Raw genomic sequence first — 17,726 nt, 5'->3', positions numbered from 1 at the left:
GTCGATTGATTGCATGATCACGGAAGGGGTGGGAGGGGGCTTGAGTCAGCGGGACTTGAGCTGGTCGGTGAAGCGGCGGAAGGCCTCCCGGGAGAACAGCAGCGCGCCGCCGCCGGGGTCCTTGCTGTCGCGTACGGCCACGGTCCCCACCAGCGAGGCGACCTCCACGCAGTCACCGCCGTTGTCGGCGCTGCGGCTGGACTTGCGCCACACCGCCGCGACCTCCACGCAGTCGCCGCCGTTGTCGCCGCTGTGGCTGGACTTGCGCCAGTTCAGGTCCATCGTTTCTCCGCCGTCCTCGCGATGAGTTCGAGTGACTGGTCCACGGGCAACGCCCGCGACCGGAGCGCCTCGAACCGTTCGGTGAGGGTCGCCAGATCCTGGGGCTCTCCGGTGGTGATCCCGCGAGCGGCCGTCTCCACATACGCTACCTCGGAGCGATCCTGAAGTGTCGCCAGCACGAAGGAACCCGCGACTCCCCGGTGCCTGCGGGACGGGATCACGTGGATGCTGATCCGCTCGGAGGCCACCGTGACCAGATGGTCGAGCTGGGCGTGCATCACCTCCGGGCCGCCGACCTCGCGCCACAGCACGCTCTCGTCGAGCACGCAGATCACCAGCGGCGGGTCCTCGCCCCGGAGGATCTCCTGGCGGGCCAGCCGCCCCGCGACCGCCGTCTCGTCGCCGTACAGCAGGTCGCGGGCGTAGTCCTCGGTCTGCAGCAGGCCATAGATCACCGCCAGCTGGAAGGTCCGCAGCACGGAGGCATCGATCTCGTGCAGGCGCCAGTCGAACCAGGACGGGTAGACGCTGGGCTTGAGCAGGCCGTCCCAGAGCCGGGTCAGCGCGTCGCCGGTCTCCAGCGCCGGGTCCATCTTCAGCGCGAACTCGCGGCGCGGCATCTCCTGTGCCCGCTCCACCGCGCCGACGAACGACCCGGCGTAGTTGGTCCGGGCACCTAACTGTTCCTGGGACAGCCCGGCGCGCTCCCGGTAGGTGCGCAGCTCGGAGCCGAACAGCGCGAGGGGAGAGGAGGTCGGATCGAGGGGGTGGGGACGTCTGGGCATGGGTCGCGCTCCATGGGCGAGGGTTCGGGGGGAGGGTTGGCAAGCTCCGGCAAGCCCGCGGGGGCGGTTCACCGGTCTCTCGCAGTGCGTAGGCGATTCGTGACTCTGAGTATGGATCGTCGGACACGCTGACGTCACGGCAATCACGACTTCCCAGGACGGGGGCGAGACTCCGGTGGCCGATGGCGATCCGAACGACCTGTACGACGGCGGTTTCCCGGCGTGGGCGCTGCCACCGGACGAGACCGGTGCGAGGTTCGCGCGCTCGGTGGTGAAGGCGGTGTTCGGCGCGCTCGGCCTGCCGCCCGGCGTCACCTACGATACCGCCGTCGCCCTGTCCGAGCTGGCCACCAACGTCCACCGCCACGCCCGGCAGGCGGCCCCGCCGCACGCCCCCCGGCAGGCGGTGGCCCTGCCGGACGCCGCCCGGGACGCGGCGAAGCCGCCCGCCGGAGGGCCAGAGCTGTGGGCGTACCTGCGCGGGGGCACGTGCCCCGAGGTCGTGCTCAAGATGTACGACTCCGCGCCCTGGCGGGGGTCGCCCGGGCCGCTGCGCCCGCCGCCCGGCGCGGAGGGCGGGCGCGGCCTCGAGGTGGTGGCCGCGCTGACCGCCGAGCACGGCGGCCGGTGGGGGGTCCACCGGACCCGCTCGCGGCTGGGCGGCGGGGCGGTGCCGGGCAAGGCGGTGTACGTCGCGCTGCCGCTCCCGGCGGGCCGCGCGCTCCCCGCGCCGAAGCCGTACCGCGTGGTGGCCGGCGAGCTGCACGACCTGCTGGCGGCGCGGGGCCTGGGCAGGATGCACCGGTCGTGCGGCTACGGCATGGCGGTGATCTGCGTACGGGCCGGGGTGCACCTGTGGATCCGCGCGGACTCCCTGTCCTACTGCGCCCCCGGCCAGGGCACCCGCCGGTACCCGCCGGCCGACACCGTCGAGGTGGCCGAGCAGGTCGTCCGGTGCTGCGAGGACCTCGACGCGGGGCTGCCGTGCTGACGGCGTACGGGCGCGGAGCTACGGGCGGGCGGGGCGGCGCGGGGTCAGCCGAGGCGGCGGTGCCGCGGCTCGCCCACGGCCTCCAGCGCGAGGTGCCAGGGGTAGGCCTCGATCCGCTGCGCGCCGGTGCCGGGCTGGTGCGGCTCGAACTGCCCCCGGCCGACGAGCACCCGCACGCCCAGCAGCTGCAGCTCGGCGATACTGCGGGCCAGCACCGGGTTGGCGGCCAGCGCCGCGTTGAGGAACGGCAGCACGGCGGTCGGGACGCCGAGCGGCACCAGCTCGGCGAGCAGGCCGAGGGCGTAGTTGTCCGCGCTGCCGTGCGCCCACTTGTTGATGGTGTTGTACGTGGCCGGGGCGACCACGATCGCGTCGGCGCGCGGGAAGGTGCCGGGCTCGCCGAACTGGCGGTGCCGGCTGCGCGCGGGATGGCCGCTGAGCTCCTCCACCGCGAGCACGTCGAGGAACTCCACCGCCGCCGGGGTCGGGACCACCCACACGTCCCAGCCGCGTTCCTGCGCGGCCCGGATGAGCCGGTGCACGTGCCGCGCGGGCCCGGCGGCGCACACGATGGCGTACAGGACGGGACGGCGCTCGGACGGGATCACACCGGTAAGTCCAGCGCCGGACCGGCGTTTCGGCAAGGGGACCGGCACCGGGGACAGGCCTTTGTGGCCGGTCGGTCGTCCCCGGTGCCGGGCCTCGTCACCGGCTCTGCAACACCGGCTCCCGGGGCGGCGCGGGAGCGGGGTCGTCGTCGGGCGGGTCCACCGACAGGTGCGGGAGGGCGCGGTCCAGCCACCGGGGCAGCCACCAGTTGGCCCGGCCGAGCAGGTGCATCACGGCGGGCACCAGCACGGTCCGCAGGATGAAGGCGTCCAGGGCGACCGCGACCGCCAGGCCGATGCCGAACTCGGCGACGGCACGCTCACCACCACCGAAGGAGAAGGCGAAGAACACCGCGATCATGATGGTGGCGGCCGCGGTGATGACCCGGCCGGTCTGGGCCTGGCCCACCCGGATCGCCCGCGCGTTGTCCCCGGTGTGCGTCCACTCCTCGTGCATCCGGCTGACCAGGAACACCTGGTAGTCCATCGACAGGCCGAACAGGATGGAAACCATGATCACCGGCAGGAACGCCTCGATCGGCCCGGCGGCACTCATGCCCAGCGGCTCGGATCCCCAGCCGAACTGGAAGAAGGCGACCACGACGCCGAACGAGGCGCCCGCGGCCAGCAGGTTCATCACCGCCGCGGTGAGCGGCACCAGCAGGCTGCGGAAGGCGACGAGCAGCAGCACGAAGCCGAGGGCGACGATCACGGTGATGAACAGCGGCAGCTTGCCGCCGAGTACGTCGGCGAAGTCGTCGAAGATGGCCGTCGTGCCGCCGACGTGGACCCGCAGGGTGGTGCCGCGCTCCGCCGCCGGGACGAGATCGTGGCGCAGATGCCCGATCAGGTCCGAGGTGGCCTTCGACTGCGGTGAGGAGGATGGGATCACCTGCACGATGCCGACCGTGGCGCCGGGGTTCATCGGCAGCGCGGTCACCCGGGCCACCCCCTTCGTCGCGGTGACCTGCCGTACCAGCGTGTTCAGCGCCTCCCGGTCGGCGGCGGCGGGCGCCTCCGCGACGAGCTGGAGCGGGCCGTTGAAACCCGGCCCGAACCCGTCGGCGAGCAGGTCGTAGGCCTGCCGGGTCGTCGTCGAGGACGGGTTGTTGCCCGCGTCGGACGAGCCCAGCCGCAGCGACGCCACCGGCACGGCCAGCGCCGCGATGAGCACCAATGCCGCCACCGACAGCAGCTTCGGACGGTGCTCGACCACCGTCGCCCAGCGCTCCCAGACGCCGGCCCGCTCGGCCGCCGCTCCGCCCGCTGCCAGCCGGCGGCGCTCCCGGCGGCTGAGCGTGCGCAGGCCGAGGAAGCCGAGCATGGCGGGCAGCAGGGTGATCGCCGCGAGCACGGTGCACAGCACGGTGACCGAGGACGCGATGGCCAGGCCGTTGAGGAAGCTCATGCCGAGCACGAACAGGCCGAGCAGCGCGATCACCACGGTGGCGCCGGCGAACAGCACCGCGCGGCCGGAGGTGTCGATCGCCTTGACGACCGACGCCTCGACGCTCAGGCCCGCCTTCAGGCCGGTGCGGTGCCGGGTGACGATGAACAGCGCGTAGTCGATGCCGACGCCCAGGCCGATGAGAGCGCCGAGGATGGGCCCGATCTGGCCGATGGTGAGGACATGGGTGAGCAGGCCCACCGTCATGAGCCCGGAGCCCAGCCCGGCGATCGCCGTCAGGATCGGCAGCAGCATGGCGAAGAAGGAGCCGAACGCCACGAGCAGCACGATCGCGGCCGCGACGACCCCGATCAGCTCGCTGCTGGAGGGCGGGGTCCGTTCCAGCCTGCTGATCGTGTTGCCGCCCAGCTCGACCCGCAGACCGCCGGTCCGGGCCTTCTCGGCGGTGTCGACGACGCGCTGGACGTCGGCCTTGGGCAGCTTCGGGTCCTGCAGCGCGAAGGCGACCTGGGCGTAGGCCGTCCGGCCGTCCGCGCTGACCTGCCGGGCGCCGTGCGGCGTGTACGGGCTGGTCACCGAGGCCACCGACGGCAGCTTGGAGATCTCCGCCAGGGTCGCGGTCATCGGCTGCCGGACGGCGGGGTCCGTCACGGTGCCGCCTGCACCGGCCTGCCAGACCACGGTGGCGACGGCGCCCGACTGGGCGGGCAGCGACTTCTGGAGCAGCTCCAGGGCCTTGGTGGACTCGGTACCGGGCAGCGAGAGGCTGTCGTTGTAGGAGGAGCCGAGGGCGGTCGAGGTGACCCCCAGCCCGGCGAGGACACCCAGCCACAGCAGGACCACGGTGAGCCGATGCCGGTAACACCAGCGTGCGAGCGCGGACACGACAAGACCTCCAGGGGGAATGGTGCGCGGTTGCCGGGTGGGGCGCCCCGGGAATCGGCCCGGGCCACGGGGTGGCCCGGCCGGGACCGGCCGAGCAGGTGGACCGCCGATCCGAGTTCCAGCATGGTGCCCGCGCCGGGCGCGGAAGTCGGCCTGAGGGACGGTCTTGGCACTACCGCGTACGCAGTAGGGGCCCGCGCGGCTACTGCGGTCAGGGGCCGCCCGGCGTCACCAGGCCGGTCTCGTAGGCGATCATGACGAGCTGGGCCCGGTCGTGCGCGCCCAGCTTGCCCATCGCCCGGTTCACGTGGGTCTTGGCCGTGAACGGGCTGATCCGCAGCCGCCCGGCGATCTCGTCGTTGGTCAGCCCCGCCGCCACCATGATCATGATTTCGCGCTCCCGGTCGGTGAGCCCCGACAGCCGTTCTCGCGCGTGGTCCGTCGCCTCGGCGGGGCCGCTCAGGAAGCGGGCGATGAGGCCCCGGGTTGCGGCGGGGGAGAGCAGCGCGTCGCCCCTGGCCACGACCCGGATCGCCTCCTGGAGCTCCTCGGCCTCCACCCCCTTGCCGAGGAATCCGCTGGCCCCGGCCCGGAGCGCCGCGAACACGTACTCGTCGATCTCGAACGTCGTCAGCACCAGCACCCGGACGTCCGCCATGCCGCCGTCGGTGGTGATCTCCCTGGTGGCGGCGAGCCCGTCCATGTCGGGCATCCGGATGTCCATGAGCACGACGTCGGCCCGGGCGGCCCGGGCGAGGTCGACCGCCTCCCGGCCGTTCGCCGCCTCGCCCACCACCTCCAGGTCGGGGGCGGAGTCGACCAGGACCTTGAAGCCGGCTCGCACCAGGCCCTGGTCGTCGGCGAGCACGATGCGGATCGTCACGCGCACGGCCCCCGGCCGCCCCGGGCGGGTACCGGCAGCGGCAGCAGGGTCCGGATCCGGAAGCCGCCGGCGGGGCCGGGGCCCGCGGCGAAGGTCCCGCCGACGGCGAGGGCCCGCTCGCGCATGCCCAGCAGGCCGTGCCCGGTGCCCTCGGCGGCGATGTCGCCGCCGACTCCGTCGTCGCTGACCTCGACCGACAGCCCGCCCGGCCGGTAGCCGAGGCGCAGCACGGCCGAGGCGCCCCCGGAGTGCTTGCGCACGTTGGTCAGCGCCTCCTGGACCACCCGGTAGGCGGTCAGGTCCACGGTGGCCGGCAGTTCGCGGGGCTCCCCGTCGACGTGCTGCTCCACCGGCAGGCCGCTGGCCTCGAAGGAGGCGATCAGCTGGGGCAGCCGCTCCAGCCCGGGGGCCGGCTCGGTGGCCAGGTCCTCCGCGGCGTTCGGCTGGCGCAGCAGGCCCACGGTGGTGCGCAGCTCGTCCAGCGCGGCCCGGCCCGCCCCTCTGATGTGGCCGAGAGCCTGCCTGGCCTGGCCCGGATCGGTCTCCAGGACGTGCGCCGCGACGCCCGCCTGCACGTTGATCAAGGCGATGTGGTGGGCGAGGACGTCGTGCAGGTCCCGGGCGATCCGCAGGCGCTCCTCCATGACGCGGCGCCGGGCCTCGTCCTCCCGGGTCTGCTCCGCCCGCACCGCGCGCTCCTTGATGGCCCGGACATAGGCGGTACGGCTCCGTACCGCGTCTCCGACCGCGGCGGCGAGCGCGCTCTGGGCGGCCAGCCCCACGATCTCGGGGCTGCTCCAGGACTTGGCGCCGAACAGGATGCCCGCCACGGACAGCACCAGCGCGACCAGGACCGCGACGCGCACGGTGACCCGGCGGGAGCTGCCCAGGGCCACGGTGTAGACGGCGAGCATCGTCGCCAGCATGAGCGGGCTGCGCAGCCCGCCGAGCATGATGTACGCGACCATCCCGGCGGTGGCCGCCACCAGCACCGTGCGAGGCCACCACCGGCGGAACACCAGGGCGCCGCAGATCACCGCGCCCAGCAGCGCGTTCGTCGTGGTAGGCGGCTCCGACCCGGTCTCTGGATGGATCAGGGGCCCGAAGACCGCCATCAGGTACACGGCGGCGGCGATCAGCCCGTCCAGCAACAGGGAGTGCGAGAGGGCGGCCCACCGCGGCCCGGTCGGACGGCTCACGCCATCACGGTAGCCGCCGGTCGGGGACGCGCCCTCGTCCGCAGGTACGGGCGTCCGCTACTGCGATCGCGGTACGCCGCCGGATGTGGGATCAGTCCGGCCCCACGGCCAGGATGACGAGCGCCACGATGTGCGTGATGACCACGAAGCAGAGCACGAAGGCGAAGACCAGCGCGGCCGGGCGGTGCTCGACGTACTTGCCGGACTTCAGTGGCGCCCGCCCCTGCTGGTGCGCCGCGATGCGCTCCTCGAGCGGCGGACGGTTGAACATCAGTGGTGCTGCTCGGCGAGGACCACGTCGCTCATGATGTCGACCACCAGGGCGAGCACACCGCCGAGCACGACGATCCCCGCGCCGACCCAGAACATCGGCCAGCTCGGCCCCATCGGAAGCGACAGGCCGGCGACGGCGAATCCGATGAAGATCACGGCGACCGCGACCCACGATGACGGCCGTCCGGCGTGGCCAGTGCTCGACATTCGTTCAACCTCCGGTGAAGACTCGGTAGGTCTTCATTGTATGGACCTCCCGGCGGGCCCGGTCCCCGGCCCCCACCTGCGGCGCGTCCCCACCTGCGGAGCCGGGCGCCCGGGGTCCGGCGGCCCCGACCAATGGACTTTCGGCCCTGCCCGGGCGGTGGGCGGCCATGGTGGGCTGGGGAGGGTCCGGAGGGGGCCGGGATGAACCTCGACAGGGCCGGTGACGGCGGCGGAAACGCCATCGCGGTGACGGGTGAGGTCGCGCGGTACGCGATCGAGGCGGCGGCGTGCTCCCCGTCGGTGCGCGACGCCCGGCCCTGGTGCTTCGACACGTGCTCGTCGGGGACCTGCGCGGACGTGGCGGTGCGGCTGTGCGAGGACGCCGGCGCGCGGCGGCGTCCGGCCGATCCCGAGGGCCGGGGCATGCTCATCGGCTGCGGTGCGGCGCTGTGCACCCTGCGGCTCGCGGTGCTGCGGTGCGGACGCGAACCCCAGGTGCGGGTGCTGCCGGATCCCGGCAGGCCGGGCCTGCTGGCGGAGGTACGGCTCGGCGGCCCGGTGACGGTGACCGGGGAGGTGTGCGAACTGTGCGGGCAGATCCGCCGCCGGGCCGGGCCGCCGGGCCCGTTCCCGGACGGGCGGCAGGGCGCCCTGGCGCTGTCGGGGCTGCGGGACGAGGCGCGCCGGGAGGGCGCCGCCCTGCACGTCGTCTCCCCGGGGGTCCGGCTGGCGCTGGCGGCACTGGCGGAGGCGGGGGAACGGGAGGGCGGGCCGGATTCGCGCGACGCCACGGACCCGGCCGGCTGCGACGTCGGCTGGCGGCGGGACGGCGGAACGGGCGTGGTCGCGGTGCTCACCACCGAGGGCGACGAACGCCGGGACTGGCTGGCGGCCGGTCAGGCGCTTCAGCGGGTGCTGCTGCGGGCCGGTACGGCGGGGCTGGCGGCCGCCTTCCACCTGCGGACGCTCGCGGCCCCCGAGCTCCGGCAGTTCATCGGCTGCCGGCTCTTCGACGGCGCGCACCCGCAGATCATGATGCGGCTCGGCGCCGCCCGCACCGGGCACGGCCCCTGATCGGATCAGGTCAGAGTCGCCATGACGCGGGCGATGAGGTCGCGGGTCGGGTTCCGGGCCAGGGTCTCCGCCCCGATCCGGTCGAACCGCAGCCCGAACGCCCGCACCTCCGCGGGGTCACGGATGAGCCTTCCCGCGCCGCAGGTCTCGACGTACACCACGTCGCCCTCCTCGACCGAGAGGATCTTGAACGGGCCCTCCATGCCGACGTGGGCGCCGGCGCTCTTGGGAACGACCCGGACGGTCACCTGGGGCAGCTCGGTGACCTCCAGCAACCGGGCCAGTTGGGCCCGCATCATGGCCGGGCCTCCCACCGGGCGGTCCAGGGCGGCCTCGTCCAGGTGAGCCCAGATCTCCGGGGGAGTGTCACGGGTCAGGACCGCCTGGCGGGCCATCCGGTCTTCCAGGCCGGCCGGCACGTCCGGCCTTCGTGCCGCCAGGAGGAGGGCCCGGGCGTAGTCGGGGGTCTGGAAGAGCCCGGGGACGAACATGTTCTCGGAGATCTTCATCGTCGTCGCGCGGGCCTCGTAGCCGAGGTGTTCCCGGGCCCAGTCCGGGTCATGGTCGTTTCGGGCATATCTAACAAGTCGCGCGAAGTGTCCGTTCAGGTTCCATTGTTCGTCGAGCTTTGCCGCCTGCCCCTCATTGAGTTTATGACCCGGCCGGGCGGCCTCGATGTTCGATACAGAGCCCCGGGTGAGATTGACCAATTGACCGACCTCGGCCAGTGACATGCCCTCCCTGGTCCGCCAGAAATGCAGGTCAACCGCTATCCAATGACGGATCGACGAATCAGGGTCCAGTAACTCTCGGGCACGCACCTTTGACGCTCCGATGTATGGGCTGTATGGGGCATATGCCCACACGCGCCAGGCTAGATGGCGTCCGCCAATGTGGGTAGGGGAATGGCAGAAGAGGACCTGCCAAGGACGGTTCCACTGTGACCACGGAACAGATGACGACGGACGAACTGCGCTTGAACGTGCTCGCCTCGCCGGCCGCTGTCGGGGTCGTCCGGGACTGCTTCGAGCGCTGCCTCATGAGGTGGGAGGTGGCGGCGCCGCTCCGCGACGATGTGATCCTGGCCGCCTCGGAGCTTCTGACCAACGCCGTCGAGGCCGCCCCCAGCAGGGAGGTCCACGCCCGGCTGTCTCGGGACGACTGCGGGGTCCTGCTGGAGATCTGGGATCCCAGCAACGCCATGCCGAGACCCGAGCCGGTGGTCGAGCTCACCCTCCGTGACCTCGATCTCACGGAGGAGCGGTTCGACGCCAACGGCGGCTGGGGCCTGCCGCTCGTGGCCGCGCTGGCCGCCGGGTACGGCTGCAGGCCGTACCCGCCGAACGGCGGGAAGACGATCTGGGCCCGCTTCGGGGCGGCGGCCTCCCGCGCATCCGCCCCCGCACCGCGCCGCCCATAGCCAAGTCCCCGCCGGTCGCCGGTCGCCGGTCGCCGGTCACCCAGTCGCCCGGTCGACGGGCTCGACGGGGTCGCCGGTCGGCTTTCGACGCAGGTGCGGCCGCCGTGCACCGAGCCGGCGCTCCCCGCTGTGATCCGCGTTCCCCTTCATGATCACGGAGGTTGGAGGGCATTGACAAAATAGAATTTTACGTACAGGGTGATTTTTGCGATGAGAGACGTCCTGTACCTGGAAGAGATCGAGCAGGCCGAGACCCTGCTCAAGCCGCAGCGCATCGAGGTGCTGCGGCAACTGGCCGAGCCCCGCACCTGCACCGAGGTCGGAGCGCGGCTCGGCCAGACCCCGCAGCGGGTCTACTACCACATCAAACGCCTGGTGGAGGCGGGCCTGGTCGAGCAGGTGTCCGAGCGCAAGGTGCGCGGGATCCACGAGGGCATCTACCAGGCCGGCGCCCGCTCCTACTGGCTCTCGCCCCGCCTGGTCGGCCGGATCGGGCTGCGCAAGGCGCAGGACGAGCTGAGCCTGGGCTACCTGCTGGACCTCATGGAAGAGGTCCAGGCCGACATCGCCGGGCTCGACCGGACCGCGCCGGAGCTGCCCTCGGTCGGGGTGTCCGGCGAGATACGGGTGCCCCCGGAGCGTCGCCAGGAGTTCCTGGACGACCTGCAGACCCTGCTGCAAGACCTGTTCACCCGCTACGGCGGCGCCGAAGGCGACGCCTTCAAGCTCGCCGTGGCCTGCTATCCCAAGGGAGAAGAACATGAGTGAGCCGATGACCGTCCGCGTCCGCGTGCGAGCGCCGCTCGAGGACGTCCGCCATGCCCTGACCGACCCCGAGGCGCTGCGCGTATGGCTGGCCGAGCACGCCGAGGTCGACCTGCCGGACCGGTTCGCGTTCTGGGGCCGGTACACCCCCGAGGGCGACGCACCCCACCAGCGGCTTCTGCACGCCGACGACGACACGCTGCGCTTCTCCTGGCTGCTCGACGGCGAGGACACCACCGTCGAGTTCCGGCTGGAGCGGGAGAGCGACGACACGACCGTCATCGTGCTGTCCCAGAGCCACTTCAACTTCCAGGAGGCCCTCTCCGGCACCACCATCCGGGGCGTGCTGCAGACCTTCTGGGCGCTGGCCCTGGCGAACCTGGTCGACCATGTGGAAGGCCGCGAGATCACCGCCCGATGCGACTACACCTCCTCCAACCTGCGCGAGCAGGTCCTCATCGACGCCCCGGTGGAGGAGGTGTACGACTCGCTGATCGACTCCGACAAGGCCAGCCGGTGGTTCGGCATCCGGATCGACATCGAGCCGCACGTCGGCGGGCGTTTCGCGATGGGCGGCCTGGACGCCAACCCCGCGCCGGCGAAGATCATCGACCTGGAGCCCGGCCGGAGGATGTCCATCGACTGGGCCGAACCCGGCGTCATGACCTGGGAACTGGAGGGTTCCGGCGGCAAGACCCGGCTCACCCTGGTGCAGAGCGGGTTCGACACCGGGCGGCCGCCCTACGCCGCGTGGAGCGGCACCCTCGCCGGCATCGCCGAGCTGCGCCGCTTCCACGAGCTGCCCGGCTGGCAGCCGATGTGGATCAGCGTCGAGCTGCCCGGCATGAGCGCCATAGGCGGCTGACCGCGCCCGCCGGCCGGTCTCACACCTGGATGCCGATCTCGCGGGCCAGCCGCGCCAGCGGCACACTGGGCGCGGTGCCCCGCGGATGGCTGCGGACGAGCTCGGTGACGAGCGTCTGGGTGAGGGGCCGGCAGCGGACCTCCTCCTGGGCCAGTGAGTCGGCTTCCAGCACGAGGGCGACGGCCTCGTCGCGCCGCCCCCACTGGCCGTAGCCCCGGGCCACGTCGAGGAGGTGGTTGGCGCGGCGTTCGCGCGGCAGGCGGGACAGCTGCTCGGCGCCGAGCTCCCCGGCCCGTTCGACGGCCCGGCCGCCCTCGTGCAGCTCCGCCAGCGCGGTGACCCGGTGCACGCCGACGTTGGTCGGGCCGAAGGCGCTCCAGTGCTCGTTGCGGTCCCCGCCCAGCAGCCGGGCGGCGGTGGCCGCCTCGGCGTTGAGGTCGCGGGCGGTCCCGGCCTCTCCCAGCCGGGCGGCCGCGATGGAGCCCTTGAGGAACAACATGCCGTAGGCGGACAGATAGCCGGGCGAGGCGGCGCCGAGCCCGGGCTCCATCCGGGCCGCCGTGGCGCGCACGAGGTCGATCGCGCGCCGGCGGCCCGCCGCGTCGGAGCCCGCCATCATGGCGTGCACCAGCCGGCGGGTGGTGGCCCCGACGAGCGTCAGGTCCGCGGTCCACTCGGCCACCGTGATGCCGCGGTCCGCGGCGATCCAGCCCAGCTCCATCCGGCCGAACTTGAAGGAGACCTCGGCCGCCAGCCAGTACGCCTGGACCAGCAGCTCGGCCGCCGTCCACTGGGGATCGCCGTCGAGCGCGCGGTAGGCCTGCTGCAGGTTCACCAGGAGGTCGGGCAGCAGGCGGGTGACGATCTGGTAGTTCGAGGCCTGGAACGACAGCCAGCCGTAGTGCACGTCCCGGCGCAGGCGGGCGAGGTCCCGCTCGCCGTCCCCGGGATCACCGCACAGCCCGTCGTAGCGCTGCAGCGCGGCGCGGAGCTCGGCGATCTCGACCTCGTCCGCGCACTGCCCGGCGCGATCCGCCTCGTCCAGGTCGATCAGGCCGTGCAGCGGCACCCCCAGCACGTCCGCGATCTGCTCCAGCACCGAGAGCCGGTCGAGCTGGCGGTCCCCGCTCTTGACCTTGTCGACCCAGCTCACGGACCGGCCCATGCGGTCGGCGAAGATGCGGCGGGTCAGCCCTCGCCGCCGCATCCAGTACTCCACCCGCGCGGCGATCTCGCGGCGTCGGGCGGCGGCTGCGTCGGCATCGGCCTCGGGGGGTTCGACCGTACGATCACATCCCGGATCACGGGGCGGCAGGGCTAGACAAACTGTACTGCTCCTCCCGCTATCCGGCTCTAGCGTTGCGTTCTGGTTGTTGACCTCAGAGCGAACGCCCCGACCTGACCTCCCTGTCGGCCTGGAGGGCGCTCGCCCGACCGGAGACGCCCGATCCGGCGAGACGGCTCCGCAGGGAGGGCCTTCCGCCGGGCGGGCCCATCGACAGGAGAGGCACCGTGCGCAAGGGCCCTGTTCCGTACCCGGCCCCGCCCGGGAGGCAGGGGGAGCGGGTCGAGGCGCCGGACCTGACTCCTTTCGGGGAGCCGATCATGACGCAGGAGTGGTCCTTGTCCACGGTGCTGGAGCTGGGGGCGCTGCCCACGGCCACACCGTGCGCCCGGCTGCACGCCAGGATGATGCTGATGGAGTGGGGCCTGGGCGGGCTGGTCGAGACCGCGGAGCTGCTGGTCTCCGAGCTGGTGACCAACGCCGTCAACGCCACCGCGCCGCTGGCCGGCCCGGTGCGCCCGCCCGTCCGCCTGCGCCTGTCCACCGACCGGGCGCAGGTGCTGATCGAGGTGTGGGACCCGAGTGACCGGCCGCCGGTCCCGGTCGAGCCGGCGCCGACCGCCGAGAGCGGCCGCGGGCTGGTCCTGATCGGAGCGCTGAGCGACAGGTGGGACTGGTATCTCACGCCGCGGTGGGGCGGCAAGGTGGTGTGGTGCGAGGTGGGCGGGCCGGTCAGGCCCGCTTGAGGATCGCGGCGAGGATCTCGGTGGTCCTGGTGGCGGGCTCGGCCTCGACGCACAGCCGGTCCATGACCTCCATGTACGGCGTCGTCTCGTCGCGTTTCTCGAGGTAGATGGCGCTGGTCAGCTGCTCCATGTAGACCACGTCGGGCAGCTCCGGCTCGGCGAACCGCAAGATGGTGAAGGGCCCGCCCGCCGCGGAGTGGCCACCCGCCCGCAGCGGCACGATCTGCAGGGTGACGTTGGGCAGCTCGGAGATCTCGATCAGGCGCTGGAGCTGGTGGCGCATCGCGTCCCGCCCGCCGAGGGGGCGCAACAGGGCCGCCTCGTCCACGACGGCCCACAGCCGTGGCGCGCCGGGTTTGGTGAGGAGGGTCTGGCGCTTGATCCGCAGGTCGACCCTGCGCTCGATCTCGGTGGCGGACGCGGCGCCGTGGCCGAGCAGGATGACCGCGCGGGCGTAGTCCTCGGTCTGGAACAGGCCCGGCACGAACTGCACCTCGTAGGTACGGATGACCGAGGTGGCCTCCTCCAGGCCGATGTAGACCTCGAACCAGCTGGGCAGCAGATCGCTGTAGTTGTGCCACCAGCCGGGCGTGTTGGCCTGCAGGGCGAGTGACAGCAGGGCCTCACGGTCGGCCTCGTCGACGCCGTACAGGGCGAGGAGATCGGCCACGTCCCGTCGCTTGAAGCCGGTCCGCCCCAGCTCCAGGCGGCTGATCTTGGAATCGGACGAGCGGATCTCGGCGCCGGCCTCTTCACGGCTGAGACCCGAGGCGATCCGCAGCCGGCGCAACTGGGCGCCCAGCAGCATCCGCAGCACGGTGGGGCCGCCCTGGCGCAGGTCCAGCATGGAGCCGTCGACCGGATCCGTCGGCGCCGAGGCTGCCGTCATGCGCGCTCCCAAGAAGACCGAGAAATGGGCCCGGCTCACCAGGCACAACGCCCAGTGTTGCACTACCGGTGCACCGCCTGCCACTCACACCGCAGGTCAGGAAGCCGCACATCACCGGTCAACGCGGCCGGCCGGGCCGGGGCGGCGCTCTCGGGGCCGGGCCGGGAAGGCGGGCTACCCCGCGAGGAACTCCACGATCGACGCCGCGAAGCGGGGCTCCGGCACCGCGGTGAGATGGTCGCCGGGCACGAGTGCGAGCCGGGCGCCGGGGATGGCGGCGGCCAGCACCTCGGGGCGCGCGGCGAGCGGGTCGGCGTCGCCCGCCAGGACCAGGGTGGGGGCGCTGATGGCGGCGAGCGGGATGTCCAGCGGCCGGACCGCCGCGGCGTGCGCGGCCAGTGCCGCCCGGTCGGCTCCCGTCCCGTCGGCCAGCGCCCGGAACCCCGCGGCGCCGGGGTCGTCGAGGGCGGAGGGCTCGTCCGCGGTGAGCGCGGCGATGACCGCGCCGAGCGGCATCGCCCGCGTGTCCACCCCGCCGACCTCGACGATCCCCGCTCCGACGCCGCCCACGACGAGCCGCGTGATCCGCGGGTCGCGGGACGCGGCGACCAGCGAGACGACCGCGCCCATCGAGTAGCCCACCAGGTGGACCTCCGGGGCACCGAGGACGTCGAGGAGCAGCACCAGGTCCCGGGCCATGGTCTCCTCGCCGTACCGCTGCGGGTCGTGCGGCTTGCCGGAGGCGCCGTGGCCGCGGGCGTCCAGGCCGACGACGGTCCGGCCGGCCGCGCGCAGGGCGTCGACGATCCCGGTGATCACCCAGTTGACCTCGGTGTCGACCACGAACCCGTGGTGCAGGACCACGGGCGGCAGGGCGGAGTCGCCGTCCCACACCCGGTAGGCGAGGGACGTGCCGTCGAACGAGCTGAGCCGGTTCATCCGGGCGGTCTCCTAGAGATCGAGGACGAGGCGTGGGCCGCGGGCGCGGGAGACACAGATCATCATGAACTCACGGGTGTCGCGCTCCTCGCCGGTGAGGACGGAGTCGCGGTGCTCCGGCACGCCTTCCAGGACGGTGGTCTCGCAGGTGCCGCAGGTCCCCTCACGGCACGAGGACAGCACGGCGACGCCCGCCTCCTCGACGGCCCGCAGCACCGAGGTGCCCGGGGCGACGGTGACGGTCAGCCCGCTGCGGGCGAGCACGACCTCGAAACCCTGGCCGGTCTCGCGGCCGGCCTCGGGCGGCCTGGGCGCGAAGCGCTCCAGGTGCAGTGCCCCGGGCGGCCACCCGGCGCAGCGCTCCTCCACGGCGGCCAGCAGCGGCTCCGGGCCGCAGCAGTACACCGCGGTGCCGTCCCGGGGCTCGCCGAGCGGCCCGTCGAGGTCGAGGAGTCCCGTCTCGTCCTGCGGGCGGACGGCGACCCGGTCGCCCAGTGCGGCGAGCTCGCCGAGGAAGGCCATCGACCGGCGGTGGCGCCCGCCGTACAGCAGGTGCCAATCCGCGCCCGCGGCGCGGGCCGCCGCCACCATCGGCAGGATCGGGGTGATGCCGATGCCGCCCGCGATGAACTGGTAGCGCGCGGCGGGCACCAGCGGGAAGTGGTTGCGCGGGCCGCGGGCGGTCAGGAGGGCGCCGGGCCGCAGGCCGTGCACCCGGGCGGAGCCGCCCCGGCCGCCGGGCTCCAGGAGCACCGCCACCCGCCACGCGTGCCGGTCGGCCGGATCACCGCACAGCGAGTACTGCCGTTCCAGCCCGGACTCCAGCAGCAGGTCGAGGTGCGCGCCTGGTTCCCAGGCCGGCAGCGGGCCTCCGCCGGGGTCGCGCAGGGTCAGGCCCGCCACCCCGTCGGCGAGGGTGTCCCTGGCCGCCACCACCACGGTGGTCTCGGCGTCCGGCGAGGTCACGGGCTCTTCCCGTCGTGTTCGGGATGGGCCAGCAGCCACCGCCACAGCTCCGCGGGGTCCTCGGCCGTGTGCTCGGCGCCGCAGTGGCAGATCCCCAGCAGCAGATCGCTGCCGGGGCTCCAGACGACCCGGTAGCGGCTCATGTCCGCTCGGTCATCCGCCGCAGGATCCGGCGGGCGGCGAGCGCGCCGGTGTCGATGTTGATGCTGAGCTCCTGGTAGCCCTCGGGCTCGGCGGCGATCACCCGCTCCAGGATGTTGAGCGCGGTGACGTCCTGCAGCACGACGGTGCGGTTGCTGTCGGCCAGGAACCGGGAGACCTCCTCGTCGTCCAGGGCGAAGTCGCGGGCGACCATCCAGAAGTCGTGCGTGGTGGTGGCGGTCTCCGGGGTGAGCGCGTAGACGATCTCGGCGTGGCAGGCCGCGCGGTCGTCCCCGTCCGGTCCCGGCTCGACGCCCGTGGGGGCGATCCGGCTGTGCAGCAGGTACAGGCACGGCGCGTGGTACTCGATGTCCTGCCAGCGGTCGATGCGTCCCTCGATGCCCGTCGACCTCGCGTAGAAGGGCGGGCACTCCACGTCCTTCATACGGCGGCTGACGTGCACCACGCCCGCCTCCTCGTCGACCTCCGTGGTGATCGGGGTCGCGGCCACCTCGGGCGTGCCGATGTACCCGGCGTGCAGGTACGTCTCGTGCGAGAGGTCGAGCAGGTTGTCGGCGAGCAGGGCGTGGCGGGCGGCGAGCGGCTCCATGCCGCGCACGCTGACCCAGCCGGGCGCGTCCAGCCACGGCGCGCGCGGGATCGACGCCGGGTCGGCGGGCGGGCCGTCGCCGATCCACACCCACACCAGGGAGTCCTGCTCGACCACCTGGTAGGCGGGCACCCGGGCGGTGCGCGGGATCCGCTGCTGCCCGGGCACGGCCACGCAGGCGCCGGTGGAGTCGTAGGTGAAACCGTGGTAGCCGCAGACGATCCGGTCGCCGTCGCGGTTGCTCTCCGACAGCGGGAAGCGGCGGTGCACGCACCGGTCGGCGAGTGCGACGGCCGTTCCGGCGGAGGTCCGGTAGAACACGATCGGCTCGCCGCAGATGGTGCGGGCGAGCAGTTCCTCACCCACCTCGCCGGTGTAGGCGGCGACGTACCACTGGTCGCGGGGGAAGGGGCCGGTGCTCATGGGCGCTCATCCTTCGTGACTGGCTGCCGTGGGGCGGCCGGACGGCCGCCGTCCGAGGATGGCGCGGCCGCCGCGGAGGCGT

The 17,726-nt window shown here is 73.1% G+C and carries 21 protein-coding genes; 6 read left to right on the top strand and 15 right to left on the bottom strand.

The features are described 5' to 3' along the window. Positions 1-45: 45 nt before the first annotated feature. Together ACRYCC_RS18765 and ACRYCC_RS18760 are read right to left on the bottom strand one after the other, a co-directional pair. Positions 46-282 carry a DUF397 domain-containing protein gene (locus ACRYCC_RS18765; RefSeq protein WP_433813716.1) on the bottom strand — a complete coding sequence of 79 codons (237 nt, stop codon included), beginning with the start codon at positions 280-282 and terminating at the stop codon, positions 46-48. Further along, positions 273-1,067, bottom strand: a complete 795-nt coding sequence (locus ACRYCC_RS18760; protein ID WP_433813714.1) for a helix-turn-helix domain-containing protein — start codon at positions 1,065-1,067, stop codon at positions 273-275. The genes ACRYCC_RS18765 and ACRYCC_RS18760 overlap by 10 nt, the downstream gene beginning before the upstream one ends. A gap of 175 nt (positions 1,068-1,242) precedes the next feature. Between ACRYCC_RS18760 and ACRYCC_RS18755 the strand changes: the two genes are divergently transcribed. Further along, positions 1,243-2,058 (top strand): ATP-binding protein, encoded by an 816-nt coding sequence (locus ACRYCC_RS18755; protein WP_433813712.1) that lies wholly within the window; start codon positions 1,243-1,245, stop codon positions 2,056-2,058. A gap of 44 nt (positions 2,059-2,102) precedes the next feature. Here ACRYCC_RS18755 and ACRYCC_RS18750 read toward each other — a convergent pair whose 3' ends face one another. From ACRYCC_RS18750 to ACRYCC_RS18725, 6 genes are all read right to left on the bottom strand, one after another. Continuing rightward, entirely contained in the window at positions 2,103-2,666 is a 564-nt protein-coding gene (locus ACRYCC_RS18750) for a flavoprotein (RefSeq protein WP_433813710.1), read from the bottom strand. Between the two features lie 97 nt (positions 2,667-2,763). Then, positions 2,764-4,959 carry an MMPL family transporter gene (locus tag ACRYCC_RS18745; protein WP_433813708.1) on the bottom strand — a complete coding sequence of 732 codons (2,196 nt, stop codon included), beginning with the start codon at positions 4,957-4,959 and terminating at the stop codon, positions 2,764-2,766. A gap of 211 nt (positions 4,960-5,170) precedes the next feature. Then, positions 5,171-5,842: a response regulator gene (locus ACRYCC_RS18740; RefSeq protein ID WP_433813706.1), complete on the bottom strand. Its 672-nt coding sequence runs from the start codon at positions 5,840-5,842 to the stop codon at positions 5,171-5,173. Beyond that, positions 5,839-7,041 carry a sensor histidine kinase gene (locus tag ACRYCC_RS18735; RefSeq protein WP_433813704.1) on the bottom strand — a complete coding sequence of 401 codons (1,203 nt, stop codon included), beginning with the start codon at positions 7,039-7,041 and terminating at the stop codon, positions 5,839-5,841. The genes ACRYCC_RS18740 and ACRYCC_RS18735 overlap by 4 nt, the downstream gene beginning before the upstream one ends. A 91-nt stretch (positions 7,042-7,132) precedes the next feature. Further along, positions 7,133-7,312, bottom strand: coding sequence for a hypothetical protein (locus ACRYCC_RS18730; RefSeq protein ID WP_433813703.1), 180 nt, complete (start codon positions 7,310-7,312; stop codon positions 7,133-7,135). After that, complete coding sequence (locus ACRYCC_RS18725; protein ID WP_433813701.1) at positions 7,312-7,521, bottom strand: HGxxPAAW family protein; 210 nt, start codon at positions 7,519-7,521, stop codon at positions 7,312-7,314. The genes ACRYCC_RS18730 and ACRYCC_RS18725 overlap by 1 nt, the downstream gene beginning before the upstream one ends. Before the next feature lie 201 nt (positions 7,522-7,722). Here ACRYCC_RS18725 and ACRYCC_RS18720 point away from each other — a divergent pair, with 201 nt between their 5' ends. After that, the gene (locus ACRYCC_RS18720) at positions 7,723-8,595 is read left to right on the top strand and encodes a nitroreductase family protein (protein WP_433813699.1); all 873 of its coding nucleotides are present in this window, start codon (positions 7,723-7,725) and stop codon (positions 8,593-8,595) included. 5 nt (positions 8,596-8,600) lie between these two features. Here ACRYCC_RS18720 and ACRYCC_RS18715 read toward each other — a convergent pair whose 3' ends face one another. After that, complete coding sequence (locus ACRYCC_RS18715; RefSeq protein WP_433813697.1) at positions 8,601-9,329, bottom strand: DUF5753 domain-containing protein; 729 nt, start codon at positions 9,327-9,329, stop codon at positions 8,601-8,603. Positions 9,330-9,535: 206 nt separating this feature from the next. Between ACRYCC_RS18715 and ACRYCC_RS18710 the strand changes: the two genes are divergently transcribed. From ACRYCC_RS18710 to ACRYCC_RS18700, 3 genes are all read left to right on the top strand, one after another. Beyond that, entirely contained in the window at positions 9,536-10,015 is a 480-nt protein-coding gene (locus ACRYCC_RS18710) for an ATP-binding protein (RefSeq protein WP_433813696.1), read from the top strand. 210 nt (positions 10,016-10,225) lie between these two features. Next, the gene (locus tag ACRYCC_RS18705; protein WP_433813694.1) at positions 10,226-10,783 is read left to right on the top strand and encodes a helix-turn-helix domain-containing protein; all 558 of its coding nucleotides are present in this window, start codon (positions 10,226-10,228) and stop codon (positions 10,781-10,783) included. Beyond that, positions 10,776-11,645, top strand: coding sequence for an SRPBCC domain-containing protein (locus ACRYCC_RS18700; protein ID WP_433813693.1), 870 nt, complete (start codon positions 10,776-10,778; stop codon positions 11,643-11,645). The genes ACRYCC_RS18705 and ACRYCC_RS18700 overlap by 8 nt, the downstream gene beginning before the upstream one ends. Positions 11,646-11,664: 19 nt before the next feature. Here the strand turns inward: ACRYCC_RS18700 and ACRYCC_RS18695 are convergent, their stop codons facing one another. Next, the gene (locus ACRYCC_RS18695) at positions 11,665-12,864 is read right to left on the bottom strand and encodes a helix-turn-helix domain-containing protein (RefSeq protein ID WP_433813691.1); all 1,200 of its coding nucleotides are present in this window, start codon (positions 12,862-12,864) and stop codon (positions 11,665-11,667) included. 386 nt (positions 12,865-13,250) lie between these two features. Between ACRYCC_RS18695 and ACRYCC_RS18690 the strand changes: the two genes are divergently transcribed. Continuing rightward, positions 13,251-13,676 carry an ATP-binding protein gene (locus ACRYCC_RS18690; protein WP_433813689.1) on the top strand — a complete coding sequence of 142 codons (426 nt, stop codon included), beginning with the start codon at positions 13,251-13,253 and terminating at the stop codon, positions 13,674-13,676. Here the strand turns inward: ACRYCC_RS18690 and ACRYCC_RS18685 are convergent. The 5 genes from ACRYCC_RS18685 to ACRYCC_RS18665 all read right to left on the bottom strand — a co-directional run bounded on the left by ACRYCC_RS18685 (position 13,663) and on the right by ACRYCC_RS18665 (position 17,644). Beyond that, on the bottom strand, positions 13,663-14,565 hold the full coding sequence (locus ACRYCC_RS18685; RefSeq protein WP_433813687.1) for a Sco1979 family transcriptional regulator: 903 nt from the start codon (positions 14,563-14,565) through the stop codon (positions 13,663-13,665). The two genes, ACRYCC_RS18690 and ACRYCC_RS18685, sit on opposite strands and share 14 nt — an antisense overlap. A 174-nt stretch (positions 14,566-14,739) precedes the next feature. After that, positions 14,740-15,504: an alpha/beta fold hydrolase gene (locus tag ACRYCC_RS18680; protein WP_433813685.1), complete on the bottom strand. Its 765-nt coding sequence runs from the start codon at positions 15,502-15,504 to the stop codon at positions 14,740-14,742. Between the two features lie 12 nt (positions 15,505-15,516). Next, positions 15,517-16,470, bottom strand: coding sequence for a PDR/VanB family oxidoreductase (locus ACRYCC_RS18675; RefSeq protein ID WP_433813683.1), 954 nt, complete (start codon positions 16,468-16,470; stop codon positions 15,517-15,519). Beyond that, the gene (locus tag ACRYCC_RS18670; protein WP_433813681.1) at positions 16,467-16,613 is read right to left on the bottom strand and encodes a hypothetical protein; all 147 of its coding nucleotides are present in this window, start codon (positions 16,611-16,613) and stop codon (positions 16,467-16,469) included. The genes ACRYCC_RS18675 and ACRYCC_RS18670 overlap by 4 nt, the downstream gene beginning before the upstream one ends. Continuing rightward, positions 16,610-17,644: a Rieske 2Fe-2S domain-containing protein gene (locus tag ACRYCC_RS18665; protein WP_433813679.1), complete on the bottom strand. Its 1,035-nt coding sequence runs from the start codon at positions 17,642-17,644 to the stop codon at positions 16,610-16,612. The genes ACRYCC_RS18670 and ACRYCC_RS18665 overlap by 4 nt, the downstream gene beginning before the upstream one ends. Between the last annotated feature and the right edge of the window lie 82 nt (positions 17,645-17,726).

It is taken from the genome of Actinomadura scrupuli, assembly GCF_050971785.1.
In the GTDB taxonomy this organism is placed as follows: domain Bacteria; phylum Actinomycetota; class Actinomycetes; order Streptosporangiales; family Streptosporangiaceae; genus Actinomadura_E; species Actinomadura_E scrupuli.
The sequence above is the reverse complement of the archived record's forward strand: the minus strand, read 5'-3'. Positions and strand labels throughout refer to the sequence as shown.

Bases quoted from the DNA above. Each gene is read 5' to 3' on its own strand.
- ACRYCC_RS18765 (WP_433813716.1), bottom strand. From the start codon at position 282: ATGGACCTGAACTGGCGCAAGTCCAGCCACAGCGGCGACAACGGCGGC.
- ACRYCC_RS18760 (WP_433813714.1), bottom strand. From the start codon at position 1,067: ATGCCCAGACGTCCCCACCCCCTCGATCCGACCTCCTCTCCCCTCGCG.
- ACRYCC_RS18730 (WP_433813703.1), bottom strand. From the start codon at position 7,312: ATGTTCAACCGTCCGCCGCTCGAGGAGCGCATCGCGGCGCACCAGCAG.
- ACRYCC_RS18725 (WP_433813701.1), bottom strand. From the start codon at position 7,521: ATGTCGAGCACTGGCCACGCCGGACGGCCGTCATCGTGGGTCGCGGTC.
- ACRYCC_RS18720 (WP_433813699.1), top strand. From the start codon at position 7,723: ATGAACCTCGACAGGGCCGGTGACGGCGGCGGAAACGCCATCGCGGTG.
- ACRYCC_RS18715 (WP_433813697.1), bottom strand. From the start codon at position 9,329: ATGTCACTGGCCGAGGTCGGTCAATTGGTCAATCTCACCCGGGGCTCT.
- ACRYCC_RS18705 (WP_433813694.1), top strand. From the start codon at position 10,226: ATGAGAGACGTCCTGTACCTGGAAGAGATCGAGCAGGCCGAGACCCTG.
- ACRYCC_RS18700 (WP_433813693.1), top strand. From the start codon at position 10,776: ATGAGTGAGCCGATGACCGTCCGCGTCCGCGTGCGAGCGCCGCTCGAG.
- ACRYCC_RS18690 (WP_433813689.1), top strand. From the start codon at position 13,251: ATGACGCAGGAGTGGTCCTTGTCCACGGTGCTGGAGCTGGGGGCGCTG.
- ACRYCC_RS18685 (WP_433813687.1), bottom strand. From the start codon at position 14,565: ATGACGGCAGCCTCGGCGCCGACGGATCCGGTCGACGGCTCCATGCTG.
- ACRYCC_RS18680 (WP_433813685.1), bottom strand. From the start codon at position 15,504: ATGAACCGGCTCAGCTCGTTCGACGGCACGTCCCTCGCCTACCGGGTG.
- ACRYCC_RS18670 (WP_433813681.1), bottom strand. From the start codon at position 16,613: ATGAGCCGCTACCGGGTCGTCTGGAGCCCCGGCAGCGATCTGCTGCTG.
- ACRYCC_RS18665 (WP_433813679.1), bottom strand. From the start codon at position 17,644: ATGAGCACCGGCCCCTTCCCCCGCGACCAGTGGTACGTCGCCGCCTAC.